Source organism: Metasolibacillus sp. FSL K6-0083, from assembly GCF_038630865.1.
Lineage (GTDB): Bacteria > Bacillota > Bacilli > Bacillales_A > Planococcaceae > Metasolibacillus > Metasolibacillus fluoroglycofenilyticus.
Genome location: NZ_CP152046.1, coordinates 1,905,581 through 1,932,221, shown reverse-complemented (window position 1 = coordinate 1,932,221; position 26,641 = coordinate 1,905,581). Strand labels below are relative to the sequence as shown.

Sequence of the window (26,641 nt, the reverse complement as noted above, 5' to 3'; positions counted from 1 at the left end):
AGGGAATTTCTTATGTGGAAAGGTTTGTTTGCAGCAACATTACTTGCTACGTCATTATTAGCTGGGTGTAATACAGGAGATCGTAATGCGATGAACGATAATACACCAGCAAACGAAATTCGTCGTGGGGTGGATGATGTTATTGATAATAACTATACACCACGCTACAATAACGAAATAAATAACACAGCACCTAATGGCACAGTGAATCCTGCTACTGGGGGCAATCGTAATGGCGCAGAAGTTGACCGCGTCGCGCCAAATGATGGTGTTGGCAACGATGGTCAAGTTATTGAACGTCGTGTAAATGAAGAGGACATTATCGAAAATCCAGCAGACATGCGCGATCGCAATAATTTAGACAACCGCTAAAGAAAAAGACGTCCCCCAAGCAGCGTATTGCCTGCTTAGGGGACGTTTTTAATGATATTTTATCAAAGGAATAACGAAATAAAATAAAAGAGCGTTTCTTTGAAAAGTCGTCAATTTATTCAAAAAGCCACTAATAAATCAGGGAAAGTTTCAAATATATTCGAGAAATCGCAAATAAATCGAGGTAAGTCGCAAATATATTCAAGAAGTCGCAAATAAACCAAGGCAAGTCGCAAATATATACGAAAAGTCGCAAATAAACCGGGGCAAGTCGCAAATATATTCAAGAAATCGCCAATAACTCAAGGCGAGTTACTAAATCCAATATTTACTCCATTCTCAAAGAAAGCCTCACTATTTTAAACAGTTGTTATTTTGATGAAACGCTATCGAAATATCCCCTAAGCAAAGCAGGGTTTTTGGACGCCCATATCAATCATTGCTGTCTATTTAATTTAGGTCGCTCTTTCATATCATGCTGGAAGCGCTGTAAGAGCTCGTCACTTGATAATCCTTCTTCTAATAGCTGTTGTAATAAGAGCTCCGCATATTTTTGGCGACGCGCTTTAATTGAACCTTTTAATAACACTGACAAGCGGTCACCGATTTCAGTAATTGTGCTAACGATTAAAGAAAATGGCGCAGGCTCATTATCAGGAAAGGAGATAACGGCATGTGCGTCAAACACGCTATTATTTTCCTGTAGTGTTTTAAATATAGAATGGTACTCATTTGGAATAAACAGCTCAAGTACCCATGATTGATGACTATCCTCTAAATTAATCGTCAATCCATCAATAATGCGTATTGGTTGTATAGTATCGTCAGTTAGTAAATCAAATGCCATCAATTTAAAAGTCTTCAAACACATAGCCTCCTTCAAAGTAAATTTCGTTCACTCATTAATTGAAAAAGACTTTTCTTTCAAGTCATTAACAAAATAGTCTTTGTTTAAGTATAACATACAAAAAATGCGAAACTTAATATTTGCGCATATTCCCAATAAAGCTTTTACTGACATGGGTTAGAGCACTAAAATATGACAAAATAAATTTTAAAAAGGGTCAAAAATTTAAGTTTGGCTAGTCAAAACTATAGCAAATATCACTTTTCAGATTTTGCCAAATTTTATTGCTGTGAGGTATATTATTGCTAACGAAGGAGGTGAATCAATGAATCAAATCGGACTTGTTGGACGTTTAACAAAAAATCCACAGTTACGACAATTATCTGATACGAAAGTACAAACAAGCTTCGTATTAGCAATCAATCGCAATTATCGTAATAACGAAGGCAGTGTAGATGCAGATTATGTTTTGTGTGTCGCATGGGGAAGACTAGCAGAGCATATTGTGAAATATTGCGGTAAAGGTTCTTTAATTGGTATTAATGGGCGCTTACATACACGCTCTTACATTAATAAAGAAAATAACCGTATCTTTGCGATGGATGTCGTTGCTGAAGGCGTCCGATTTTATGCTTTGAAACAAAGTGTGCCGACAAGCAATGTGACTGAGGAGTCCAACGATGAAATGCGGCACGTATCGGAGCATTTCACTTTACCAGAAGATACACTGCCAATCAACCTTTAGAAACAACTGCTACAAAACTAACTTCTATCTTAAACTAAAAATGTAAAGGAGTGAAAAAAGTACCCCTTAACCGCATAGCAAATTCTAAAATTCACAACTGAATAAAATGTAGAGAACAAAAAAAGCGTCCTATCTTTTGGCGCAAAGATAGGACGCTATTAAATGAGTACAAATTTTGGGGTTTTATCTAACTAAATCAAGTGAAAAAAGTTCGCGTAGCTCATCATCTTGAAGCTCCGTAAGCCATTTGCTTGATTGAATTAGCTCTTCTGATAGAGCTGATTTTAAAGTTAACATTTTATCGATTTTTTCTTCAATTGTGCCAAGTGTCATAAATTTATGAACTTGCACAAATTGAGTTTGACCAATTCGGTAGGCCCGATCTGTCGCCTGATTTTCCACTGCGGGATTCCACCAGCGGTCAGCATGCAAGACATGGCTAGCAGCAGTTAAGTTTAATCCTGTTCCTCCAGCTTTTAACGATAAAATAAAAATTGGAAATTCCCCCGCTTGAAATGCTTCAACTAAGTGATCGCGCTGCTTTTTTGGCATACTGCCTGTTAAAAATGGGACGTCAATATCATACAGCTCAGCAAAGCAATGCTGTAAAATATTGCCCATGCCAATATATTGCGTGAAAATTAAACATTGCTCTCCGTTATGAACGATTTCAGCCGTTAAATCTACAATACGTTTTAGTTTTACAGAACGGCTTAGCATCGTCTTCGCATCATCAAAAGGCTCCTTTAAATAAAGTGCAGGATGATTACATAGCTGCTTTAATTTATTTAGCATTTTTAAAATGCGCCCTCTTTTTTCAAAGCCCGTTAGCTGCTCAAGCTGTGCTGCAGTATCTTCAATATAGCTTTCATAAAGGGCAGCTTGCTCCGCTGTTAATGGGCAAAATTCCTGAATTTCCTGCTTATCAGGTAAATTCAACATTAATTTTGAATCGCGCTTTATACGGCGAAGTAAAAATGGTTGAATTTTTGCTCGTAGTAGCTCCTTATGTTGCTCAGAGTCATCGCGCTCAATCGGCAAAATAAATTGCTCTTGGAATTTCGTAAAGCTACCAAGATAGCCTTTATGAATAAAATCAAAAATAGCCCAAAGCTCCGACAAACGATTTTCAACAGGTGTGCCTGTCAATGCAATATGATGCTCACCACGCAATTTGCGAATAGCACGAGATTGCATTGTTTGCATATTTTTAATATTTTGTGCCTCATCTAAAATAATGCTCGACCAGCTAAAATGTTGTAAAAACTCTGCATCCTGTGAAATAGTTCCGTATGTCGATAGCACAATTTGAGGCATTGCTCGTTTCATTTCATCACGGAGCAAAGCATCCTTTAAGCGATTAGCTCCGTAATGCGTATAAATTGTTAAAGAGGGTGCGAAGCGCTCCAGTTCCTTTTGCCAATTTCCTAGAACCGAGGTTGGGCAAATAATAATTGCAGGTTCTGTTACATCAAGTGTATTAATCGTATATAAAAGATAGCTAATTGTTTGAATTGTTTTACCAAGCCCCATATCATCGGCTAGACAAGCACCGAATTTTTGCTTTCGCATAAAGACAAGCCACTCAAAGCCTTGTTGTTGATAGGGACGTAAATCTGCTTCCAACTGTGACGGTACAGGAACGCTTGGAAGACCCTGTTTTTCCTGTAATTGCTGTAAATATTGCTGGAGAGATTTTTGCATTTCAAATGCTAATATAGGGTTGTCACGTTCAGCATCCTCTTCATCAAGCTCTTCTACTGGTGCTGTTAAAGTTTCTGGTAACTCTCTAAACAGTAGCTCTTTTACTGTCCACTGTTCATTGGTCGCTTTATCCATTAGCTCACGCATTTCTTGCATCCACACTGCATCAATGCGGAACCATTCTGTACCGACACGCATAAATTCACGCTTTTCTTCCACAAGTTTTCGAAACTGCTCCGCAGAAATATGTTCGCCGTTCATTGAAAATTGCCATTTGAATGTTAAAACATCATCGAGACTTGCGACAGAACGTGTAGATGCTTGACCTGCACTTACTTGGACACGCATTTTTGATTGCTTTAATTCTTTCAACCAAGCTGGCAAAATAACCTCATAGCCAAGTGCCTGTAAAACGGCAATATCATCACGCAAAAAAAGCTTTACTTGTGCATCTGAAAGGTTGTGATATAAAAAGCCTTCAGATTCTAGGTTTAGTAATGACAGCATTTGCTGTTGAATTGCTTTGATATCTGCTGAAAGAGCTTTCCATTTATCGGGCAAAGCCTCCTCAATTGCTAACCTACGCTTTCGTACAGCAGGTGTCCAATGTCTTTCTGTTGCTGTAATTAAAACAGATTCTAACAGCCACTCAGTACTTATCTCATTGGGCTCGCTCAAACGTAAGGCAAACTTTAAATCAGCGATATTTTGCTCACTTTGCAGTGGCCAGCCGCCATCCGCAAAAAATGGCACAAGCTCCTTCCATTGTTCAAACTGTAGTCCATTGCTCGAAAGCTTTTGCATAGCAGCAGTAGCCAAAACATTTTCTTTATCGTGTTCGAAATATAGCGTTTGTTCATTAAAGTAGGCAGTTCGCCAAAGCGTGCTACTTCTCCATTGCGGAACAAGCTTGTGGAAAGTTCCAAGTAATGCCTCAGATGTAGCATCCGCTCCGACAATGTTAAGTAAAGGATGCTTAAAAGAAGGTGAGAGCACATCTAATAGCTCGGCCGCTGACAATGTAATATCGCGCTCATCTAATGGTACAATAAGTCCGTAAAAATTCGCTTCATATTTATAAAAAAGCTGTGATATCCAGCTTTCAGGAGGTGAGATTAAACCATCTTCGTGTAAAGCCATGATTGCATAATAGCCATTTTGAAGCTGCGTAATTTTTAAACGCAGCAACTTTACAAAAGGTGATGTGAATGTGTCGGTCATATAAAAACTCCTTAAATGAGATTGCTCTTATCCAATTCTTCCTGCAATGCACGCAGGCGCTTGAATTGTTTTTGTACAGTTTGCATGTAATTTGTCCAATACGTCATTTTGCCAGCTTTTTTAGCAACACTTTTCATCGATTTCCAAATACGAATTGCCTGTTTATAATTTAGACGTGATTTTTGGCGTAGCTCCTCTAATGCATAATAATGATAAAGAGGTAATGCAGCAGCAGGTGCCTCATTGACCACCGTTTTTAAGCCCCTTGCCTCTAGATAACTGATGGAAGAAGGGTAAAGCTGCTGCAGGGCTACCCATTCATCATAGCGAGCCTGTCGCAGCAAAAAATCTGCATAAGGCTGTATACCATAACGACCAAACGCTTGATAAAGTACAACTGCCTCCTGCTCGGAAAGTTCTATATTGGCATAAAGTGCATTTACTTCTTTAATAAATGGTGGACGTTGCTGAGGTGCGAGTGTATTATGAATAAAATTTTCCAAATGTAGTAGCATCGATCTTAATAATATTTGCAAACCTTCCATATAATGTTTCGATGCTAATTTTGCAATAAGCAAATAAAAATGAAGGTCCGACGTATCAATATAGGATAGCTGTTCATTAAGTTTTGCGCTGTCCCTTAGAAGAACGTAAAAAAGTGTATGGCCAGTAGCTATAGGAAAATCACTATTGACATGTAGTTTTTCTAATAAAAATAGCTCTTTCTCATAGCGATTTTTTTCATTAAAAACATCTGTCCAAATTGTTAAATAAAATTGAAAACGTATTTGTGGCTGACCATCCTTTTCAAAAAGAAGCTCACGCACACTATCCTGTATGGCATCAAAGAATGGGTCTGTTGCAAAGAGACGTGATTTTGTACTTAACTCAGATGTTATTGCTTGTATAGTTTCGAGTCTAATGTTCATCGCAGCCTCAAAATAATAGTTGTGAACTGATGAGTTTGTCTGATTCAAGTGAGCCCATAGCTTATTTAAAACAGCTAGCTCCATAAACAATTTGAAGAGAGGCTGCCATTCACGTTCAAGTGGTGTGTAGCGCTGTAGCTTTGAATGTACAGTCGTTAGCAATGCAGAAATAGAGTAGCTTTCAATTGCTTTAGAGCCATACAGCAAATGTTGCATTACTTCATCCACCATACGTTGCCAGCTTTCAGGGCTACGCTCAGTAGCTAAAGATTTCAAATGAACGTTTTTTTGCGCTCGCCAATTGCTTGTCCATTCTTGCACAGAGCCTAAATATTGATAAAGCCCAAGAATCACACCAAGCTTATGGCGACAGCAATTTTGCTGGGGGCATGTACATACTATGAGCTGTTGACTGAAGTCAACAGTCACTTCAGCAGGTCGCACATCTTGTACAACTGTAAACAGTACATCCTTTTGCGCAACAAAACGCTCAAATAGCACAGATTTATTTCGCACGGAAAAGACGGCACGTCGTACTAGCTCTTCATCTTCGATTGACGAAGGCTGCAATAAACGTTCCATTTCCTCCAACTGCTGACGAATAAACGCCGAATGACGATGCGCAACATCGGATATTGATAAAGCCATAATCGTTTCTCTCCTAAAAAAGTCGTTCCTTCCATTATACCTTGAAAAACAAGTAAACGTAAGCCGAATGCCTAAATATGCTAAAATAACAGAAAGGAAACTCGAGTGAATAAAAAAGCATTACGCCGCATCCCATTAGAAAAACTGCTCGACTTAAAAGTCGACTTTGCTTTCAAGCAACTATTTGGCAGTGAACAGAATAAACATATAACAGTCGTCTTTCTAAACGCCATTTTGCAGAAAACAGGACGTGACAATGTACAAGAGATTTTTTTCAAAAATAACGAATTCAGTGGAGAATTTGAAGAAGATAAGCAGTCCCGACTGGATATTGTAGTGAAAACGCAGCTGGGCGAATATATCAATATCGAAATGCAACTAACTCAAAAAGAAAGTATGTTTAAACGAACACTCTATTATTGGGCGGGTCTCTACAGAGTCCCTCTAAAAAAAGGGCAGGGCTATAATACGTTAAATTCAACGATTACAATTAATATTTGCAACTATACGCTAATCGCTGATAATCCGCACTATCACAGCACATATCATCTATACGAAGACAGCACGCAGCAACGGCTACTGCACAAGGATGATGTTTTGGAAATTCACTTCATCGAAATAAACAAATTCCTAGAGGCATGGTTTGCGGAAAAAATTGCCCCACTCGATGATATTCTCGTCAGATGGCTCATGCTGTTAGGAGCAGTAGATGCACGAAAACATCATGTATACAATCAAATCTATAAGGAACTGGAGGAGTTAGCTATGAAAGATAAAAACTTACGACAAGCCTTTAGTGCATGGGAGGAGCTAAGCCAAACGCCCGAATCCCGAATAGCCTACGAATCTCGTCTAAAATACATTTTAGATGAAGAAGCAGGCAAGCAAGATGCTCACGCTGCGGGATATAAGGAAGGAATAGAGCAAGGAATAGAACAAACTGCAATAAACATGCTGAAAAAGGGATTTGCTGACGCAATAATTGCGGAAGTGACAGCACTGCCCCTTGAAAAAATTCGGCAATTACGTAAACAGCGTTAATGGAAAGAATCCTAGAAGAAAAAGATGTTTGAAAACTCGCACTGATGGAGAAAATAAACTGTAATAGAACCGGAAATATTTAAGGAGGGTGAAAGTGATTCGCATCCAGTTTATGAAGCCATTGTATACAAGGATGGCTGGAGCAAAGTTATGTTTAGTTTTTGCTTATCAGCATCTTTCGATTATGAAGGAGGAAGAGTTATTTCATTTTATTCCTTTAGATGGAAAAGAAATGGTTGTTAATCTGAAAACGTATAAAATAGAAAATGTGTCGGATGTTTTTGTATTCCAAAATGGTAGTCGTTTTATACGAATCCCTCTTTACCAATTATTGCTTATATCGAATATTTACGATTATTTACTACCAATTATCGAGGAGAAAGTAGCGAATACAGTGACAGAGGATTTAACGGAATCAGAACATGAAGCTTCTTCTATTATCCGTGAATTAGAGGGGAAAAATGCAGAGCGGCTAATTGATTATGCCTTAACTGAGCGCAATGAAACGATGTTCTACAATTTAGTCTGGCATTTAGAGCAGCGCGGCATGCTATAACACCTTCCAAAATCTGAGGAGGTGTTTTTTTGTTGTAAATTAAGTGCCAGCCATTTGACAATACTTGTTAATACATCAAAATCACTAGGACAATAGCAATGATGTTTGACAAAATGTTGATTCAGCTAACTAGAGAAGGCTTTTTTAAAAAATGTGATGAACATTGGCTACCCCTTTAATAAAAGTGGAGTGATAAAAACCGCCGCACCAAAATAAATTGGATTTTTCGAACATCCCCGTCAATAGAATCGGGAGAAGCGCCAATAGAACCACAAAAACCTCGAAGATGTTCGAGGTCAGTTTCTCTCTCAAGTGACATTCAATTATAAACTCTTCTCAATTCGAGCCGATATAAACAAAAACAATGAAGGAGGGCGACGGATGTTAGGTCAATGGAATTCGCTTGGCTACTCCATATTGAATAATATGAATCGTCATTATGCGTCGGCGAATAAAGCGTTATTACGTATTTCGTCAGGTTATCGGATTAATAGTGCGGCAGATGATGCTGCGGGGCTAGCGATTTCAGAGAAAATGCGTGCCCAAATTCGCGGTTTAAATATGGCGGGTAAAAATATTCAAGATGGAATTTCCCTTGTGCAAACGGCAGAGGGAGCAATGAATGAGACACATGCGATGATTCAGCGGATGCGTGAGTTGGCTGTACAGGCGGCGAACGATACGCTAACGGATAAGGATCGCGAGTTAATTAATCAGGAGTATCAGCAGTTGAAGGAGGAAATTACTCGTTCAGCTCAGCAAACGGAGTTCAATACGAGGAAGTTATTGAATGGTGATTATGAGAATAATCCGTTAAAAATTCAAGCAGGTGCGAATTCAGGACAGACAATTGATTTATATATTGGAGGTATGGACTCTACGAAGCTCGGTCTTGATGATTCTGATATTTTAACACAGGAAAATGCAGATAAAGCAATCGGAGAGCTTGACGATGCGCTACATAAAGTATCAATGGAGCGTTCGCGTATGGGAGCTTATCAAAACCGAATGGAGCATGCCTATAATAATGTTATGAACACGGCAGAAAATTTAACGGCTGCTGAATCACGCATTCGTGATGCGGATATTGCGAAGGAAATGATGAATTATGTACGTGCCAATATTTTATTGCAGGCAAGTCAATACGTACTGCGTTTGCATATGCAGCAGGCTCAATCTGTATTAATGCTGTTGGATACGGGACGTAGAAAATAAGAAGCGACTGTAGGGATTCCCTACAGTCGTTTTATATACGATAAAATTATTTCACAACAAGCATCAAAAAGTTGTATACTGTAAAGCAGTAGGTTTTCGAACCATTTTGCCAGAAAATGCGTCTGTAAGTATATACATTCGCTCTTTGAAGATGAAAGGAAGTAACGAGCATGACAAAATCAATTTGTGTTATTGGTTTAGGATATATTGGCCTGCCAACAGCCGTAATGTTTGCAAACTATGGCGTAAAAGTACATGGGGTAGACTTAAATCCCGCCGCAGTAAAAAGTATTCAGGAAAAAAGGCTACATATTGAAGAGGAAGGTCTACAGGAGCGCTTAAATAAAGCAGTAGATGAAGGGCTGTTAACTGCGTCGACGTCGCCACAGGAGGCGGATGTCTTTATCGTTGCGGTACCATCACCAATTAATCCTGATAATACGGCTAATTTAGAATATGTGCGTCAAGCGACAGCTTCGATTGTACCGTATATTAAAGAAGGAAACTTAGTTATTTTAGAATCGACAGTGCCTCCAAAAACTGTGGAGCATATTATGCTGCCAGAATTAGTAAAATCAGGCTTAGAAATCGGTACACAAATTTATGTTGCACACTCACCAGAGCGGGTAATTCCAGGGCGTATTTTTGAGGAGCTTGTGAAAAATGACCGTATCGTAGGTGGAATTAATGAAAAATCGGCTCAACTAACGAAGGAGCTGTATGAAACTTTCGTTGAAGGCACAATCCATTTAACAGATGCAACGACAGCTGAGCTTGTAAAAGTAATGGAAAACACATATCGCGATGTCAATATTGCATTTGCTAATGAGCTAGCAAAAATGGCTGAAAAGTTAGATGTAAACATTTGGGAAGCGATTAAATTTGCTAATTATCACCCGCGTGTTAATGTCCATTTCCCAGGGCCTGGTGTTGGCGGTCACTGTATCGCAGTGGACCCATGGTTTTTAGTGGAAATCGGTGGTGGACAAGCGGAAATCATTCATTTATCGCGCAATACGAATGACGGTATGCCAAGCTATACAGCACAAAAAACGCAGGCGATTTTAAATCAAAACAACATTGCAGGTGCGACTGTTGGTGTGCTAGGTCTAGCGTTTAAAGGAAATGTAGACGATATGCGTGAAAGTCCGTCGACAGCCGTTATTAATGAATTACAAAACTTAGGCTTAAAGGTCGTGTCATTTGACCCACATATAAAAGAAAACAAGCACGCAACACAAACGCAAAGCTTTGAGGAAGTAGTAGGGGTTGCGGATATTTTACTATGTTTAACTGATCATAATGAATTTAAAGTATTAAATCCAGAAACATTGGCATCGCACAATAAAATTGTATTCGATACGAAAAACTGCTTAAATCGTGCAAAATGGGAGCAAGCGGGCTATCAATTCCACTTACTTGGGGATGCTAAAAACTAAAAAGTATACAAAAGTGTTATGTAATGCTAGTGCAAGCCTAGTTTCGTAACACTTTTTTCTATTGCGTATGATATAATAATGAGAAAATATAGGGGGCGAAAAATGAATAAGCGGGCACTTCTAAAACTTCCGTTTATTATTGGTCAAACGTATATAGTCAATCGATGAGCAAAGGGAAAGCATATAAACAGTTGAACCCTGTTATTGCAATTAATATTATGAATTTTGATTTGTTTGATCAAACAGAACAATTCCATACAACCTATCATTTATACGAGGATACAGAAAAAATCTTATTAACGGATGTGATGGAATTTCACTTTATTGAAATTCCTAAGCTATTAAAAGATTGGAAAACACAAAAACTAGATCCATGGAATGATGTACTTGCACGATGGCTTCTTCTATTAGGGATAGTGAACCACCGAAAAGAAAAGGAAATTTACGAAGACATTTATCACGAGCTGGAGGCGATTGCGATGAAGGATGAACAATTGTTTGATGCGTTAACAGGATGGAAAGAACTTAGCTTAACAGAAGAACAATATTTTGCCTACGAAGGTCGCTTAAAACGTATTTTAGATGAAGAAGCTGCTATTGCCGAAGCTAAATTGCGGGAGCAAGAGGCAAGAGAAGAAGGAAGAGAAGAAGGAAGAGAAGAAGGAATAACTAATACGCTCAAGAAAATAGCATTGCAGCTGCTGAAAAAGCAATTCGGGCTACTTCCTTCTGAAGTAGAGCAACAAATCCGACAATTAAATAATGAAAAATTGGAACAACTAGTTGAGAAATGCGCGGAGTTTAACAGCCTTGACGAAGTAGAGCAGTATTTACAAGCGAAGTAAACGCCCCACCGTGTAAAGCGTGTAGGGTAGAAAGGACAATTATAAAATGAAAGAAACCGTATTGGGCATAAGGGTCAATACAGAAGGCTACGATGAGCTATTACCCATCGTGTTTGAGCAAATTGAATTAAAGAAAAAGTCTTTAATCGTAGCGATTAACCCAGAGAAAATTATTAAGGCGAAGGAAGACCCTGCCTTAAAGGAGCTACTCAATAATGCAGAATTTCAAATTCCAGACGGGATTGGAGTTATTCTTGCATCAAAAATTCAAAAAGGACAAATTACATCGCGCGTAACAGGTGTTGATATGATGATGCGTCTATGTGAAGAGGCAGCGAAGCGTCGCAAGCCAATCTTCTTGTATGGTGGCAAGCCAGGAGTTGCAGAGAAGGCAGCAGGTAAACTTCGAGAAATCTATCCAAACATTAATATAGTAGGAACTCAGGACGGCTACGAAAAAGATAACGACAAAGTGTTAGCTAAAATTAATGAAGCGAAGCCTGATTTACTGTTCGTTGCAATGGGTTCACCAAAGCAGGAAAATTGGATTAATGCCAATCGCAATCAGTTACACCCAACGATATATCAAGGGGTAGGTGGCTCATTTGATGTGCTAGCCGGTAATGTTAAGCGCGCGCCAGAAGCATTCCAAAAAGTGGGGATGGAGTGGTTTTATCGCCTGATGAAAGAGCCTCATCGCATAAAACGACAAATTTCGCTACCACTGTTTTTACTAGAAGTAGCAAGGGATAAAAAGAAGAAATAAGCACCATCGAAAAAAAATATTGTGTAATCTTTGTAATAATTGATTGTTAAATTGTAATGTTAGTGTTACACTGTATCCATAGTAAGATTTCCTCTTATGATAAAGAGTTTAAAATTTCCCTGCAAGGAAAAACGGTTGGTAGCCCAAGAAGAAGGTTTAAGCAGCAAATGCTTAAACCTTCTTCTTTTTGTGTGGAAAGTTTAAAATATAATGCATAAACGATTGTAGCGTAAAATATATTGTCACTGTACGTAAAAAATATTCCTAGTAAGTAAAGTTCATAGATACTTCAATTATACTTATTAATATTTTTGTATCGATTCTCCCAAAAAATCTACATTTAAAATCATAAAAACATTAAAATATTGAACAAACAGATAGCTAAATATAGCAATCTAAATATATTTAATAAGAAAATGTTGTTTTCTATAGTAGTTTTATGTCATAATATAAGGAATTCTAAGTTACCCTTTAAACTAGTTGCAACAAACACTTTTAGATGTACAATCGATGTTTAAAAAACTTTTGTTTGAAAAAAGGATTGACATTGTAATTGTATACTACTAGAATTTATGTGTAGTTAGTTTATCCACGCTATTTTTAAAAATAGTTGGTAACTAAGAGATTACTTGAAATATGAGGAGGAAATTTTTCAATGGCTAACCAACCAAAGAAATACAAAAAATTCGTAGCAACAGCTGCGACAGCTACATTAGTAGCATCTGCAATCGTACCAGTTGCTTCTGCAGCAAGCTTAAGCGATATCGCTGGTAACACACATGAAGCAGCAATCAACGCATTAGTTGATGCAGGTGTTATCTCTGGATACCCAGACGGCACTTTCCAACCTAACAAACAATTAACTCGTTCTGACGTAGTTAAATTATTAGGTAAATACTTAGTGACTGAAGGCTTTGAAGTGCCAACAGATTACAAATCAAACCCACGTTTTTCTGATTTAACTTCAGCTTCAAACGATGAGTTATTAAAATACGCTGCAGTAGTAGCTGATGCGGGTGTATTCGCTGGTTCAAACGGTAAATTATTAGCTGGTGATGCAATCACTCGTGAAAACATGGCAATCGTACTTGTACGTATGGTAAACACTTTAAATGATGTAAATCTTGAAGCTTATGTTGCTTCTCAAGATTTCAATCGTGAAGTAAAAGACATCAACGCTGCAAAAGCAGAAGCTCGTACAGCTATCGATGTGTTAGACTTCTACGACATTACTACAGTTGCTAACTTCTTACCAAAGAACACAGTAACTCGTGGTCAATTCGCAACATTCTTAAATAATGTAATCAATGCTGACTTCGCAGGCGCTTCAGCTACAACTGGTGTTGTTAAGGTAATTAACAATACTACTGTTGAAGTAACATTTGCTGACGACATCGCTGATATCAAAGCATTAGACTTCAAAATCTCTGGTTTAGAAGTATCAAATGCAGTAGTAAAACAATCTGACCGTAAAACTGTAGTATTAACAACTTCAGCTCAAACAGCTGGCACAGAATATACTGTAACAGTAAACGGTGACGAAGTGGGTAAATTTGTAGGTGTTTCTGCAGTAATCCCAACTAAAGTAGAATTAGTAGCACCATCTGTACAAGGTAAACTTGGTCAACAAGTATCTGTACAAGCAAAAGTAACAGTTGCTGACGGTCAATCTAAAGCGGGTATCCCTGTAACATTCTCAGTTCCAGGTAACAATACTGATGCTGTTGACCCAACAATTACTGGTGAAGCATTTACAGATGAAAACGGTGTAGCAACTTACACTTATACTCGTTATGCAGCAAAAACTGATGCAGTAACAGCATACGCAACAGGTGACCGTTCTAAATTTGCAGTAGGTTATGTATTCTGGGGCGTTGATACAATCGTATCAATTACAGAAGTAACTGAAGGTGCAACAATCAACAACGGTGCGAACAAAACTTATAAAATTACTTATAAGAGCCCAACAACTGGTCAACCAGTTGCAAACAAAACATTTAATGTTTCTGTATTAGAAAACATCAATGTTACAGCTGATAAAGCTCAAAATGTAACAGTAAATGGTGTAGCAGTTGCACAATTAAGCAACAGCACAGTTACACGTGCAGCACAAATCACAACTGATTCAAAAGGTGAAGCAACATTCACAGTATCAGGTAATCATGCAACAGTTACTCCTGTAGTATTTGATGCTTCTCTAATTACAGGTACTAATAATGTTTATAATCAAGCATATACTGCATCAGCATTACAAGCGACAGCTCCGAAAGTAACATTTGCAGCAGTACAAGCTGCTTATACTATCGAAATGACGCGTGAAGGTGGCGAAATCGCTGCTATCGGTGCTTCAAATGGTGGTCGTGAGTATAAAGTAGTTGTTAAAGATAAAGATGGTAAATTAGCAGCTAACGAAATCGTAAACGTTGCATTCAATGAAGATTTAGATAAAGTAATTGCTACTGAAACTGAAGCTCAATTCATTGATACAACAGGTTCTACACAAGTATTCTATACTGGTCCTCAAGCAAAACAAATTGCTGTAAAAACAAATGCTAAAGGTGAAGCAACGTTTGTAGTAGGTAGCACTAAACTTAATGATTATGTAACACCAATCGCTTGGATTGACATTAATACAGCTAATGCTAATGATGCAAACTTAGATAATGGTGAACCAACAGCTATTGGAACAATTACTCACTTCCAACAACAATATGTTGATGGTGCATCTGTTTCAGCTTATAATAGCACAACAAAAACAACTAAATTTAATGGTAACGAAACAGCTACATTTAAAACAGCTTTAACAAACCAAAGTGGTTTAACATATAATGCAACTACAACTACAATTACAAATGTAACTTATACAGTTACAAATACAGGTGCAGCTAATGTTGAAGTAAATGACAATGGAATATGGAGAACAGTATCACCAAACCGTAGTATTACAATCTCTCCAAATCCAGTTGCTGATTTAGAAGTAAAACCAGTTACAGATTCTACAACTTCTATTAAAGTAACAGCTACAGGTAATGCAACTTATACAGATGCTGTAACTTCAGCTACTAAAACATTTGCATTTACTGCAAAAGAAGCAACAGCTACGTTTACTAAAGTTGGTGAAGTACCTACAGCTGGTCATACTGGTGTAATTACTGCTTATGATACTGTTAACAAAACAATTACATTTGCGGGTAAAAACCCAGTAAAATATGCTGGTGAAACTGGTAAAACTTATGTATTTAAAGGTCTTGGTGGAGCAACTATTCCTGATGGAGCAACTGGTTTCTTAGCAATTCTTGCTACAAATACTGTTACAGCATCTTATTCAGTAGATGGTGACACAGTTACATTTGCAATCGTTGGTCAAACAGGTGGTTCAGCAACTGCTACTAACCCAACTGTTTCAGCTTCAGCACCTGGCGGATTATACACAGTTGGAGATACTGTAGCTATTACATTAACATTCTCTGAGAACGTTACTTATACTGCAGGTGGAACACCATCTACATTAGCTTTAAGTAATGGTGCGACAGCTACTTATACAACTTCAGGAGCAAATACATTAACTTACACTTATACAGTAGCAGCTGCTCAAGATGCTTCTACAGTAACGGTAACTGGAGTAACTTTAAACGGAGCAACTATTGTTGGTAATATAACAAATGCGCCAGCTAATACTTCATCATTCACTGCTAACTTAACGGGTGTAGTTGTAGATACAGTAAAACCAACTGCAACAGTAGATACTACTGGTAATACTGCAAATGGCTTCACAATCGTGCCTAGCGAAACTGGTACGACAGTAGCTATTACTACAGGTGGAAATAATCTTGCTGGTGGTGAAGTAGTTTCTGTATTAGGTAATGTATTTACTGTATCTAACGCAGGTGCAGCGGATGCAGATACATTCGAATTTACTGTAACTGATGCAGCTGGAAATGTAACTACTTACGATGCAACTTATGCAGTAGCTACAGGCTGGTCAATCGTAGCTCAATAATAGCTATTACGACATTAATATTAAATTCAATTTTGTAATTCACTAGAATTCCAGAATTGAAGAAAGGCTCTACATAGCTTCGGTTTTGTAGGGTTTTTCTTTTCGCCCTTTAGCCTAAGCTCATGCTCAGAGCCGTAATAACTCAACTGTAAGCCCGAATTCAATTAAAAAAGGTAAGCCCGAATTCAATTAAAAAAGGCGCACCTTACGGCACGCACGACAAGTAGCCGACTTTCTGAAGTTTTTCAGAAAGTTGGCTTTTATGCTGCTAAATTTTTCCCACATGCGACCTGTATTTTTTCAGACCAGGGCATGTAATCTTTTAAAAGCTCTGGTTGCTGATAAATCGATAAATTTGGCAGGTCCGTAAAAAGCTTGACGAGATACTGGTAGAAATCGATGCCATTTGCTTTTGCGGTTTCCACTAAGCTTAAACAGATCGCATTCGCTCTTGCACAAGCTTCACTGACAGAGAAAAGCCAGTTTTTTCTTCCAACTACACTTGGACGAATCGCGTTTTCTGCCGGGTTATTATCAATTTCAATCTGCCCGTTGTATAAAAATGCTTTGAGCGCGTGTTTCCGGTTCAAAGTATACTCCGTTGCGGTTGCTAAGGCATTCTTCCCGTAGAATGGAGATTTTTCCAACCACTTAAAGAATTTACGAATGATTTTTCGCGCATACTTCCAACGCATTTTTTGGCGTTGTTTCGGTGGTAAGCCTTTGAAACGGCGCTCGAGTTCATACAACTGATTGCAGTAAGCGAGCCCTTTCCGTCCATTGGCACTCTCGACTTTTAACCAATAACGTCGAACGTGTGACCAACAATTGGCGAATTGAATATTCGACAGCTTATCATAAGCCGAATAGCCGTCGCATATTACAGTTCCCTGAAAATCCATTAAATATTCCTTTAACACCTCACGACTTCTTGTTAAAGCGTGATGGAATAAGATGATGACTGGTCCTTCTGTTGGCACTGTTCGGAATACCCAATTATACGCGTTCGATTGTGCCTTTTTACCGTCCGAGCGATTCAATACTTGAGCGGTTGTTTCATCAATATGAAGTAATGTTTTTGCAGAAAGTACGTTTTTCATTTCTTCATAAATTGGCCGTAACCAATCATCCGCTACACGAATCACCCAATTGGATAGGTTTCTTATCATTCGTTTCGAGCCCCATTCGTTTCAGTTCGTTTACCTGGCGATAAAGCGGTAAATACAACGAGAATTTATCACTTACAATCTTTGCGAGTAACTCGGGACTGGCGATACTACGTGGAATCACCGCTACAGGAGCTTTCCCTTTGGCGATGAAAGCAGCACGTTCTGTGTCCTTTTTACAATGTTTGCACTCATAGGCATGCTCAAAATGCTGCACGCAAATCAGCTTGGCCGGAATAAATTTCGCTTCTTCACGGGCAAGCGTTGAACCGATTTCGTGCAGTTCGCTTTGACAGCACACGCACGTCAAATCAGAAGGGTGATGATGAATCTCTTCGACCATCACACCTTCTTTAAATGAATCGTTGCGCTTTTTCTTTTTCTTAGAACGCGTTACCGAGTAAGTAATCGTTTCCGTGCTTTCATATCCTGTGTGCTCAGGTTCGCTAAAAGACGAATCATCATCGAAAAGTGAACACTGCCCATCTGGCGCTTGGTATTTCGACTTTTCAGAACGTGAGCCGTAAATCATTTTTGTGAGCTGACGAACTTGTTCTGTTAACACGTCAATTTGATTTGTTAACTGTTTATTTTGTTCTTTTGTAAAAGCTAATTGTTCTTCTAATAATCGAATTAACTTGTCTTGAGAAGGATTGTTCATTTCGCTCACCCCATTTCCGTTCAGTTTATTTATAGATAATTATATCACCGGAAATACTGTGATTAAAAGACACTTTTCTTCGATTTTTGGATCGCTTTTGGCTGCGAAAGGGATAACCCTTCGAGCAGCCAGCGCAATTCCTGTTGCGTTAAGTTTCGTACTTGTTCTTCATCTTTTGGCCATTGAAGTCGGCCTTGATCTAATCGTTTATACAGTAAGGCAAAGCCATCCCCATCGAAATACAGACATTTATAGCGGTCACGCTTCCAACCGGAAAAGAGAAAGACCGCTTCACTGTACGGATCCAGTTTAAAGTTCTCTTGGACAAGCGAGGCTAATCCATCGATCCCTTTGCGCATGTCCGTTCGACCGCAAATAATGTAGATGTTTTTTACCTTGGTGAAGTCATGAATCATTCTTCATCAGCTCCTGCATAACGGTTTGGATAACGTGATTCTTTACGCCATGATAAAAGGAGACTTTTAGTTGATTGGCTTGAATGACGCAGATTGGTTTTAACGGAGCTCGGTCCGTTGAAGGTTTAGATGGAGTTGGTTCTAAATGAACTGGAACGATGGATACTTTGTTCGTTGGCATAAGAATGCACCTCCCTTGATTTGATACTTTAATAGTACCGAGAGGTGCGATCGAAAAATATGCGTATTTTGATTACGGGCTTACCTTACGAATAACCCCTTCACAAAGTCTTTCAATACCAAAACAAAAAACCAATCATCTCAAAGATGATTGGTTTTTTTGCTTCTTGTTATAGGAAATATTTTCAAAAGAACGGAATAAATAAATCTTCCTTATTTCTTCAAAAAATATTAGTTTGCTGACACAGTTAAAGTAACGCCTGTTGTAGGAGCAGCAACATTTTGAGTAATAACTACTGTTGAACCAACAACTGTAAATGTATAGTCAGCACCTAAAGTACTAGCATTTAATTCACTTACAAGTTCCGCTGCAGTTGCAGTTGCAGTTGCTTGACCAGTAAAGTCAGTACCTTCTACTAGAGTTACTTCAGCTGCTGAACCTAATTTAACTTTTACAGTAACACCTGAAGCTGGTGCGATTGCAGTTTCTACATCAAATGCATATCTTGCAGGAGTTGCAGTTCCAGCTGTACCCGCTACAGTAGTAGTAGTTACTACATTACCATCAAATGCTAATGTACCATCTCCGTCTACAACAATAGTAGATGCAACACCAGTTGTTGGACGCGTAATCTCGATATTACCAGCTGCATTTAAGCTTGCAACAACTTCTGAAGCAACAGCTTGAGCTTCTACATTAATTGCATCAACTACATCTTGTGCAGTAGCGCCAAGAACTAAAGCAATTGTAGCTAATGTTTTATCAGCAACAATATCTAAATCACCTGCTGCAGTTACACCTGCACCCCAAACGATTGTATGAGTTGGTGCTGTTGGTACAGCTGCTTGATATGGAACTGTTGGGTTAGCATTTACTGCTTTTACATAAACTGTTGGGTTAACAGTTACATTAAATGTTACTGTAGTTTGTGCACCATGGTTATCAGCAACAATTGCAGTTACTGTTGTTGTACCTGTTGCTACTGGTGTTACAGTAATTGATGTACCAACATTTGTTACAGTTGCTACAGTTGCGTTACCAGTATAAGCAGCTAAAATTGTAAGAACATCTCCTGTATCAACATCTTCTGCTAACTGAGCAGTAGTTAATGTTAAGTTTGCACCACCTACTGTAAGTGTTTGTGTACCAACAGTTTTAGCAGTTGGAGCATTATTTGCTGCTGCTGGAGGAGCATATGTTTTCAACTCATTTGCTTGTGTACCTGGAACATCAACGACACTAATTACTTTAAAGATAGTCTTTTCTCCATCTTTGCTGTATGAAAGTGTAACATCATTTCCAATTAAAGAAGTTAAATATGTTTCCCATGCTGTTTCACCAAAGATTTGGTTACCATTAGCACCATAGTATTCTACGTTTGTACCAGTGTATTTAATAGGGTTTTTACCATAGAACCATAATGAATTGCTATTAGTACCTGTATCAGCTGTGTTAAATTGCTCTACATAACCAGTATAAGGAGCTGCAACTACTTTGCTGTTAGTAAATGTAGCTGTTGCTTCTTTAGCTGTGAATGAGAAGTCTTTGTTATCTTTATATGCAACACCTGTTGCGATTACACGAACAGAGGTTGTTTTTTGATCTTTAGATTTAACAAGTAGGCTAGCACCATTGTCTTTAGCAAATGTTTCGCTACGATTTGGTGAAATAACTACGCCATCAACTTCAACATCTTCTCCACCAGTATTAAATACTGTGTAAGTTACTTTACCTAATGTGTATCCACCAGTGAATACTTTACCACTTTGGTTTACTAACTCTGCTTTAAATTCAGCGGTAGCAGCACCATCAAATTTAGTTTCTTTTGTATTTGTACCAACTTTATAAGATTTAATTTCTGCACCGTCTAAATATGGAGCTTGGAAGTGAGAAATTTGAGCAACTTTAGTTGGTTCACCTTGGTCTAATTGACCTTGTTTCGCATCTGAAGTGTTAATATCAATCCATGCGATTGGTGTTGCATAATCATTCACAAGATCACTTGCAATGATGAATGTAGCTTCACCTTTATCATTTGTTTTTACAGAAATTTGAGATTTTGTATTACCAGTACCGCTAGTTGGGTAGAATTTATCTGTATCTGGGTTTACAAAACCAGCTTTTGTATTTGTAGCAATTACACGGTCTAAATCTTCGTTAAATGCAACGTTTACTGTTTCATTTTTCGCTACTTTACCGTCTTTATCTTTTACTACAACTTTGTATTCGCGACCATTGCCTTCACCAGTAGCAGCGATTTCGCCACCATCACGAGTTAACTCGATTGTGTATTCAGCTTGTACTGCTGCGAATTTTACTTTTGCAGCTGTTGCTTGTAAATCTGATGCTTCATATTTTTTCGAGTAAACAGTTAAGTTACCAGTTGTTACAGTATTTGCTTCGAATACTACTGGAGTAGCTTCTGCGTTTGTACCTGATACTGTGAATGTTGCTTCACCTTTTGAATCAGTTGTGATTTGTGCAGCCTCAGTAACAGTGTTGTTGCTTAATTGTGCAACTGCTACACCGTTGATTTTTACATTTTGTAATTTATCAGCTGTTACATTAATGTTTTCTAATACAGAAACATTGAATGTTTTGTTCGCTTCTGGTTTACCAGTTGTTGGGTTTTTATAAGTAACTTTGTAAGTTTTGTTAGCACCGTTGTTGATTGTTGCGCCTTCAGTTACTTCTGTAATTGATACGATTGTATCAACGCCCCAGAATACATAACCTACTGCAAATTTAGAACGGTCACCAGTTGCGTATGCTGTTACAGCGTCAGTAGTTGCTGCATAACGAGTATAAGTGTAAGTTGCTACACCGTTTTCATCTGTAAATGCTTCGCCTACAACTGTTGGTTTAACGCCATCGTTCGTGTTACCTGGAACTGAGAATGTTACAGGGATACCCGCTTTAGATTGACCGTCAGCAACTGTTACTTTTGCTTGTACAGATACTTGTTGACCAAGTTTACCTTGTACAGATGGTGCTACTAATTCTACTTTAGTTGGGATTACTGCAGAAACACCTACAAATTTACCCACTTCGTCACCGTTTACTGTTACAGTATATTCTGTGCCAGCTGTTTGAGCTGAAGTTGTTAATACTACAGTTTTACGGTCAGATTGTTTTACTACTGCATTTGATACTTCTAAACCAGAGATTTTGAAGTCTAATGCTTTGATATCAGCGATGTCGTCAGCAAATGTTACTTCAACAGTAGTATTGTTAATTACCTTTATTGTTGCTGCAAATATTCTTTCAAGGCAAGTTCGATGATTGCTTGGGGTGTTAGGCTTTGCTTTTGGCATGCTTGGATAAGGGCATTGTATAAATTGGTTGTTAAGGCGATGTTTAGATCATTTGTCGTGATAGTTTGAGAAGTGATGTTGGCGTTTGTGACGAGTTTGATTAAAGCTTGTTGGTTTGTAATTAAATAGTTCAAGAAGGCGGCTTCTGTTAATTGTGGAGCTACTGATGGGTGTTTCGTAAAGAGATAGTAGTTGTTTAACTCTGGGTGCCATATATAACCTTGTTGTTGCATATATGTGCCCATTTCCTGCATGCTGTGAAAACCATGTTTTTCAGATATTTTTTTAAAGTCAGGATTTTTAGTAGATAAATGTTTAATGATTGATTGTACTTTAGAGGTTGGATATTGCTCACGGGCAAGGATATAAGTTTGTTGTTTAGATTGCCAACGAAAACCGCGTCTACGCATGTAAATATCTAAGGACTTCCATTGAATATTCAGTGTTTTTGCTATATTTTGTCGTGTTTTTCCTTCTGCTAATTGTTGTAAGATGAAGGTTGTCTTTTGATCCATAGCAATGTCTCCTTTTTAATTTAAGTGTTCAACTGCATTTTTCAATTGCTGTAAATCTGCATGCATATAAATTGAAGTTGAGCGAACATTTGCGTGACCGAGTAGCTTTTGAATAATGGATATATGAATATTTTGTTTTACTAAATTTGACGCAAACGTGTGACGTAAAATATGGCAAGTAATTAATTGTGGGGAATTCATTTGTATACTTGCTTCTTTAAATACTTGGTTAATGTATTGAGGGGATATGGACCCTGTCTTTTCTAATGCAAATAAATAAAGCGATTTAGTATGCTGTGGGCGAATCGTTGATACATAGTAACAGATTAAATAATAGGTGCGCGAATTCATAGGAACGATACGAGATTTTTTGCCTTTGCCATTGACTACATGCACAAGACGTTGCTCAAAATCTATATCATTTAGTCGTAATTGTATACATTCATTAATACGCAAACCTGTATTGATAATGAATTGGGCAATAATTTGAACGGTAGGATGGGCAATATATTGTAAAAATTGTTCGATGCTATTTGCAGTTAAGTAATATCTTTCAGTGCAGGGAATCCGTAATAAATAAAGGGAAACCGCACAGTTATTACGGATCATTTTTTTAGAAGTAACCCAATTAAAAAGACTTCTTACACTATTTATTTTGCGATTAACAGTGGCGGGAGAATAGGGTTGTTCAAGTAATTGCTTTTGGAAGCTTTCGAGGTGTTCTGTCGTTATTTCATCTAACAGTACAGGTCCATTTGTGACATTTGTTAGAAAGGCATGTAGTTGCTTCAAATCGATTGCATAGCCATGTAGTGTTTGCTTGCTATATTGTCTCAGTGAAAGCTGGTTTAAAAATTTTTCTATCGCATGGCCTAATAAAATAGTAGTCGTCATAAAACTTCCTCCTTTCAAAAATAATACTACTGCCGTTTATCTATTTAAGCAATATTTCAACCATATTACATTTCTATAAAAACCTAAACAAATACTTTCAAAATAGTGTACAATAGGAATGTTATTCATAAATCAAGTAAAAGGATTGAGAACAATGATCATAAAGGAATCTACAAGAAAATTGATACTGATTGCAGTGATTATCATCATCGCGATAGGTTTATTAGTAGCTAAAGTGATGGCAAAAAAACAAGATGAGCAGTTTGCCAATAATGAGGCATTATATAGTCAAGTTATACAATTATATAGCCAACAGCAGTTTGCTGAAGCGGCACCATTAGCTGAGGAACTATTAAAAAAACAGCCAAATGCAGAGATTGTTAATTATATATCAGGTATGATAGCGGCGGGGAATGAAGAATTTGTAGCAGCAGCAGTCCATTTGCAAAAAACGTTAGATATTAACCCATATAAAGTGGAAGATGCTATTTTTATGCTGCAATTTGCTGAAGTGCTGGTTCATGCAGAAAATTATGAGGCAGCACAAAAAGTATTGGAAAAGTGTCAACAAGCCGAATGGGCTCCAGAGGATTATCCAACATATCAGGAGCATGTACAGGAATTGCTAGCGGATATTGAAGAAAAGCAAGGAGGTAAATAAGCAATGGCTTCATTTTATGAACAATTAAATAAACAAACAGTTGCTGATGATAAAGAAAATGCGCTATCACGTAAAAGCGTAGATAAATGGATTTTCCGTTTGTTATTAGTATTGATTGGCTTTATGCCATTAATCGTTATGGCAAAAGTAGTGGAAATTACAAGTCCAATTATTTCTACCAATAGTGAGCTATCATCAGGATATTTAGGTGATTTATTTACATATTATAAATCGCTTGTTATTATTGCGATTACATTTATATCAAGTTTATTACTAATCGCTAAAATTCTTTTTATGGGCGGGACAATTCGTAAAACAGTAATTAATTATTTTTTAGTTATTTTTTCGTTTGTTATTGTAATTTCTACTATTCTTTCTCCGAGTATTACAATTGCTTTAAACGGACATTACAATCGTACAGATGGTGCAGTTAGCTGGTTATGCTATATTGCATTATTCTTTATTGCGATAAATATAAACTATCCAAAACAGGCAATCAAAGCGATTCTATTTTCGCTATACCCTTTTGTATTGATCAATTTATTTATCATGACAATGAATTTTTATGGTAAAGATTTATTGCAATATACTAAAATACAAAATTTAGTTTCTCTTTTCTTACCAGAGGGGGCTAATTTAAGTGCAGGTTCTACATTAGTCGGAACATTGAATCAATGGAATTATATGAGTGGTATGTTTGGCATTATGGCGGTGTTATTTTTAGGAGCCGCTCTATATGAAAAAAATACAGTGCAACGTATCGGCCATTTAGTGATTGCTCTTGCTTCAATGGCAATGATATTCATGTCGATTTCATCAAGTGGCTTTTTAGCATTTCTTGTTTTACTGCCATTTTTAGTAGCGGCATTAATTATGGTCACGTCAAAAAAGCAAGTTGCAATCGTACTTGCTGCTTTTCTTTTGTTGACAGCGCCGGTTTTACATGTACTGGCAAGTCATTCACCTGTTGTTTGGGAAGAGACAATTGGTATTTTTATTAAATCAAATCCTTATGCAGAAAAGCAGACAGAGGTGGTTACTTCATCACAGATGAACTTCAATTATTTATTAACAAATAAAGCTTATGCAGCAGATGTGTTTGAATTGCCAGTTTTACCTGAGTCAGCTACAGCAAGTGGATCTGGGCGACTTTATATTTGGGAAAAAACCTTTGATTTAGTGAAGGACAAGCCATTGTTTGGTTATGGTCTAGATAGCCTAATGTATAATTTCCCACATTATACTATTGATGCACGTGGGGGATTAGGGTCAGAGGATATTATTACTGATAAGGCGCATAGTTTATATATGAGCTTATTGTATGGAACTGGCTTTATCGGTCTCATTAGCTTACTTGCCATCGTCATTTCTTCTATTATTAGTGCAATAAAGGTTGCTGTAAAAATTAAAAATGCGCCAATCTTTATTCTTGGTGCTGCATGGTGCGCATATTTAGTACAAGCGTTATTTAATGATAGCTTACCAAGCCTTACAACAGTGGCATTTGTTTTGGCTGGAATGATGATAGGTATGACGCTACAAAGTAAGGAGAGCGAAGATGTCAGAAACAATTGAACTTCGACAATTAGTTGATATTTTATTGAAAGGGAAGGTCGTTATTGCAAGTACGACGATTGCCTTTATGTTAGTTGCAGGTATTTTAAGTTGGTTTGTCATAAATGAAAAGTATGAGTCGAGCGCAGTTATACAGGTTGTAGGAATTACAGCGAATGATTCGAATGTCATGGCAAGCTATTTATCCGCTGAATTCATGCCAAATACTTATGTAGAGCGAGTTAAAAATCAAGAGTTAATGGAGCAAGCTTTTCAGCAGGCTGGTATTAAGGCAGAATTTGATTTGCGCAATTTAACGACAATTGTAGATAATGACCCATTGAACAATTATGTGCAATTGAGCTACAAGGCACGTACAGCGGCAGAAGCACAACAACAAATGCAAATTCTTGTTATGACAACTAAAGATAAGATGAGTAAGGTTGTTCGTCAGCATTATATGACAATTGAACAAAGCTATGAGGAGCAAGTACAAACTCTTTCTAAGGAAGTTGAAGCAACGATTGAAGTCTATAATCAAACTGTACAGGCAAATGATCTACCAAAAGTATTAATTATGCAAACAGTGCTTAATTCAGAAATCGCTTTGCAAATTTCCGATGAACAGACAGAAGCATTTGCAAGTATAGATGGGCAATTACAAAATCAGTTGCTGCAACTGCAGACACAAATCCAAACAAAGTCTGCAGAGTATCGTAAAGCATTGGCGAATTTTCAAGAGATTCAGTTAGGTTTAGAAAACTTCTCTATTGATTCGCATGTACGTACAGTAACGGAGCCAACATTGGAGAAGAAACCAATTTCTCCGAATAAAGCAATCAATATTGCGATTGCAGCTATTTTAGGGTTGATGGTTAGTGTAGGGGCAGTGTTTTTCCGCTACTATTGGAAAAATAGCAGTCCGATGAAATAGAAATTAAGTGAGGTTTA

At 37.7% G+C, this 26,641-nt stretch carries 21 protein-coding genes and 1 pseudogene; 12 read left to right on the top strand and 10 right to left on the bottom strand.

All coding sequences use genetic code 11. The annotated features are described in order from the left end of the window. The first annotated feature begins 12 nt into the window (after positions 1–12). The gene (locus MHB51_RS09010) at positions 13–372 is read left to right on the top strand and encodes a hypothetical protein (protein WP_342557983.1); all 360 of its coding nucleotides are present in this window, start codon (positions 13–15) and stop codon (positions 370–372) included. Between the two features lie 436 nt (positions 373–808). Here the strand turns inward: MHB51_RS09010 and MHB51_RS09005 are convergent, their stop codons facing one another. Then, positions 809–1,237: a YwpF family protein gene (locus tag MHB51_RS09005; protein WP_066168323.1), complete on the bottom strand. Its 429-nt coding sequence runs from the start codon at positions 1,235–1,237 to the stop codon at positions 809–811. A gap of 307 nt (positions 1,238–1,544) precedes the next feature. Between MHB51_RS09005 and ssb the strand changes: the two genes are divergently transcribed. Further along, the gene (gene ssb / locus MHB51_RS09000; protein ID WP_107942049.1) at positions 1,545–1,964 is read left to right on the top strand and encodes a single-stranded DNA-binding protein; all 420 of its coding nucleotides are present in this window, start codon (positions 1,545–1,547) and stop codon (positions 1,962–1,964) included. 183 nt (positions 1,965–2,147) lie between these two features. Here the strand turns inward: ssb and MHB51_RS08995 are convergent, their stop codons facing one another. After that, on the bottom strand, positions 2,148–4,889 hold the full coding sequence (locus tag MHB51_RS08995) for a DEAD/DEAH box helicase (protein ID WP_342557982.1): 2,742 nt from the start codon (positions 4,887–4,889) through the stop codon (positions 2,148–2,150). Positions 4,890–4,900: 11 nt separating this feature from the next. Further along, complete coding sequence (locus tag MHB51_RS08990) at positions 4,901–6,466, bottom strand: hypothetical protein (protein ID WP_342557981.1); 1,566 nt, start codon at positions 6,464–6,466, stop codon at positions 4,901–4,903. Positions 6,467–6,571: 105 nt separating this feature from the next. On the opposite strand from MHB51_RS08990, the gene MHB51_RS08985 reads away from it, so the two are divergent. The 7 genes and pseudogenes from MHB51_RS08985 (at position 6,572) to MHB51_RS08955 (ending at position 16,328) form a co-directional block, all read left to right on the top strand. Then, positions 6,572–7,507 carry an Rpn family recombination-promoting nuclease/putative transposase gene (locus tag MHB51_RS08985; RefSeq protein ID WP_342557980.1) on the top strand — a complete coding sequence of 312 codons (936 nt, stop codon included), beginning with the start codon at positions 6,572–6,574 and terminating at the stop codon, positions 7,505–7,507. Positions 7,508–7,601: 94 nt separating this feature from the next. Continuing rightward, positions 7,602–8,063: a transcriptional regulator gene (locus tag MHB51_RS08980; protein WP_066168331.1), complete on the top strand. Its 462-nt coding sequence runs from the start codon at positions 7,602–7,604 to the stop codon at positions 8,061–8,063. Between the two features lie 381 nt (positions 8,064–8,444). Continuing rightward, entirely contained in the window at positions 8,445–9,278 is an 834-nt protein-coding gene (locus MHB51_RS08975; RefSeq protein WP_342557979.1) for a flagellin, read from the top strand. Positions 9,279–9,448: 170 nt separating this feature from the next. Beyond that, positions 9,449–10,717, top strand: coding sequence for a nucleotide sugar dehydrogenase (locus MHB51_RS08970; RefSeq protein WP_066168335.1), 1,269 nt, complete (start codon positions 9,449–9,451; stop codon positions 10,715–10,717). Positions 10,718–10,854: 137 nt separating this feature from the next. After that, positions 10,855–11,562 (top strand): annotated as a pseudogene (locus MHB51_RS08965) (Rpn family recombination-promoting nuclease/putative transposase); the annotation flags it as partial. A 46-nt stretch (positions 11,563–11,608) separates the two neighbouring features. Then, entirely contained in the window at positions 11,609–12,328 is a 720-nt protein-coding gene (locus tag MHB51_RS08960) for a WecB/TagA/CpsF family glycosyltransferase (RefSeq protein ID WP_342557978.1), read from the top strand. A 655-nt stretch (positions 12,329–12,983) separates the two neighbouring features. Further along, entirely contained in the window at positions 12,984–16,328 is a 3,345-nt protein-coding gene (locus MHB51_RS08955; RefSeq protein WP_342557977.1) for an S-layer homology domain-containing protein, read from the top strand. A gap of 260 nt (positions 16,329–16,588) precedes the next feature. On the opposite strand, the gene MHB51_RS08950 is transcribed toward MHB51_RS08955, so the two are convergent. From MHB51_RS08950 to MHB51_RS08920, 7 genes are all read right to left on the bottom strand, one after another. Further along, positions 16,589–17,497, bottom strand: coding sequence for an IS66 family transposase (locus MHB51_RS08950; RefSeq protein ID WP_342557976.1), 909 nt, complete (start codon positions 17,495–17,497; stop codon positions 16,589–16,591). Further along, complete coding sequence (locus tag MHB51_RS08945) at positions 17,454–18,155, bottom strand: IS66 family transposase zinc-finger binding domain-containing protein (protein ID WP_342557975.1); 702 nt, start codon at positions 18,153–18,155, stop codon at positions 17,454–17,456. Before MHB51_RS08945 ends, MHB51_RS08950 begins: the two co-directional genes overlap by 44 nt. Before the next feature lie 62 nt (positions 18,156–18,217). Beyond that, positions 18,218–18,571 carry an IS66 family insertion sequence element accessory protein TnpB gene (gene tnpB / locus MHB51_RS08940; RefSeq protein WP_342472955.1) on the bottom strand — a complete coding sequence of 118 codons (354 nt, stop codon included), beginning with the start codon at positions 18,569–18,571 and terminating at the stop codon, positions 18,218–18,220. Then, complete coding sequence (locus tag MHB51_RS08935; RefSeq protein ID WP_342557974.1) at positions 18,561–18,752, bottom strand: hypothetical protein; 192 nt, start codon at positions 18,750–18,752, stop codon at positions 18,561–18,563. Before MHB51_RS08935 ends, tnpB begins: the two co-directional genes overlap by 11 nt. Before the next feature lie 230 nt (positions 18,753–18,982). Then, the gene (locus tag MHB51_RS08930; RefSeq protein ID WP_342557973.1) at positions 18,983–22,066 is read right to left on the bottom strand and encodes a hypothetical protein; all 3,084 of its coding nucleotides are present in this window, start codon (positions 22,064–22,066) and stop codon (positions 18,983–18,985) included. Further along, positions 21,994–22,581 carry a hypothetical protein gene (locus MHB51_RS08925; protein ID WP_342557972.1) on the bottom strand — a complete coding sequence of 196 codons (588 nt, stop codon included), beginning with the start codon at positions 22,579–22,581 and terminating at the stop codon, positions 21,994–21,996. The genes MHB51_RS08930 and MHB51_RS08925 overlap by 73 nt, the downstream gene beginning before the upstream one ends. 15 nt (positions 22,582–22,596) lie before the next feature. Next, positions 22,597–23,475, bottom strand: coding sequence for a tyrosine-type recombinase/integrase (locus MHB51_RS08920; RefSeq protein ID WP_342557971.1), 879 nt, complete (start codon positions 23,473–23,475; stop codon positions 22,597–22,599). A 154-nt stretch (positions 23,476–23,629) separates the two neighbouring features. Between MHB51_RS08920 and MHB51_RS08915 the strand changes: the two genes are divergently transcribed. From MHB51_RS08915 to MHB51_RS08905, 3 genes are read left to right on the top strand one after another with little or no spacing between them, the layout of a single operon-like run. Next, on the top strand, positions 23,630–24,136 hold the full coding sequence (locus MHB51_RS08915; protein WP_342559447.1) for a tetratricopeptide repeat protein: 507 nt from the start codon (positions 23,630–23,632) through the stop codon (positions 24,134–24,136). Between the two features lie 3 nt (positions 24,137–24,139). Next, positions 24,140–25,711: an O-antigen ligase family protein gene (locus MHB51_RS08910; RefSeq protein ID WP_342559446.1), complete on the top strand. Its 1,572-nt coding sequence runs from the start codon at positions 24,140–24,142 to the stop codon at positions 25,709–25,711. Then, a complete protein-coding gene (locus MHB51_RS08905) occupies positions 25,695–26,624 on the top strand; it encodes a Wzz/FepE/Etk N-terminal domain-containing protein (RefSeq protein WP_342559445.1) in 930 nt (309 codons plus the stop codon). The genes MHB51_RS08910 and MHB51_RS08905 overlap by 17 nt, the downstream gene beginning before the upstream one ends. Positions 26,625–26,641 lie beyond the last annotated feature (17 nt).

Bases quoted from the DNA above. Each gene is read 5' to 3' on its own strand.
- MHB51_RS09010 (WP_342557983.1), top strand. From the start codon at position 13: ATGTGGAAAGGTTTGTTTGCAGCAACATTACTTGCTACGTCATTATTA.
- ssb (WP_107942049.1), top strand. From the start codon at position 1,545: ATGAATCAAATCGGACTTGTTGGACGTTTAACAAAAAATCCACAGTTA.
- MHB51_RS08995 (WP_342557982.1), bottom strand. From the start codon at position 4,889: ATGACCGACACATTCACATCACCTTTTGTAAAGTTGCTGCGTTTAAAA.
- MHB51_RS08990 (WP_342557981.1), bottom strand. From the start codon at position 6,466: ATGGCTTTATCAATATCCGATGTTGCGCATCGTCATTCGGCGTTTATT.
- MHB51_RS08975 (WP_342557979.1), top strand. From the start codon at position 8,445: ATGTTAGGTCAATGGAATTCGCTTGGCTACTCCATATTGAATAATATG.
- MHB51_RS08970 (WP_066168335.1), top strand. From the start codon at position 9,449: ATGACAAAATCAATTTGTGTTATTGGTTTAGGATATATTGGCCTGCCA.
- MHB51_RS08960 (WP_342557978.1), top strand. From the start codon at position 11,609: ATGAAAGAAACCGTATTGGGCATAAGGGTCAATACAGAAGGCTACGAT.
- MHB51_RS08955 (WP_342557977.1), top strand. From the start codon at position 12,984: ATGGCTAACCAACCAAAGAAATACAAAAAATTCGTAGCAACAGCTGCG.
- MHB51_RS08950 (WP_342557976.1), bottom strand. From the start codon at position 17,497: ATGATAAGAAACCTATCCAATTGGGTGATTCGTGTAGCGGATGATTGG.
- MHB51_RS08945 (WP_342557975.1), bottom strand. From the start codon at position 18,155: ATGAACAATCCTTCTCAAGACAAGTTAATTCGATTATTAGAAGAACAA.
- tnpB (WP_342472955.1), bottom strand. From the start codon at position 18,571: ATGATTCATGACTTCACCAAGGTAAAAAACATCTACATTATTTGCGGT.
- MHB51_RS08935 (WP_342557974.1), bottom strand. From the start codon at position 18,752: ATGCCAACGAACAAAGTATCCATCGTTCCAGTTCATTTAGAACCAACT.
- MHB51_RS08930 (WP_342557973.1), bottom strand. From the start codon at position 22,066: ATGCCAAAAGCAAAGCCTAACACCCCAAGCAATCATCGAACTTGCCTT.
- MHB51_RS08925 (WP_342557972.1), bottom strand. From the start codon at position 22,581: ATGGATCAAAAGACAACCTTCATCTTACAACAATTAGCAGAAGGAAAA.
- MHB51_RS08920 (WP_342557971.1), bottom strand. From the start codon at position 23,475: ATGACGACTACTATTTTATTAGGCCATGCGATAGAAAAATTTTTAAAC.
- MHB51_RS08915 (WP_342559447.1), top strand. From the start codon at position 23,630: ATGATCATAAAGGAATCTACAAGAAAATTGATACTGATTGCAGTGATT.
- MHB51_RS08910 (WP_342559446.1), top strand. From the start codon at position 24,140: ATGGCTTCATTTTATGAACAATTAAATAAACAAACAGTTGCTGATGAT.
- MHB51_RS08905 (WP_342559445.1), top strand. From the start codon at position 25,695: ATGTCAGAAACAATTGAACTTCGACAATTAGTTGATATTTTATTGAAA.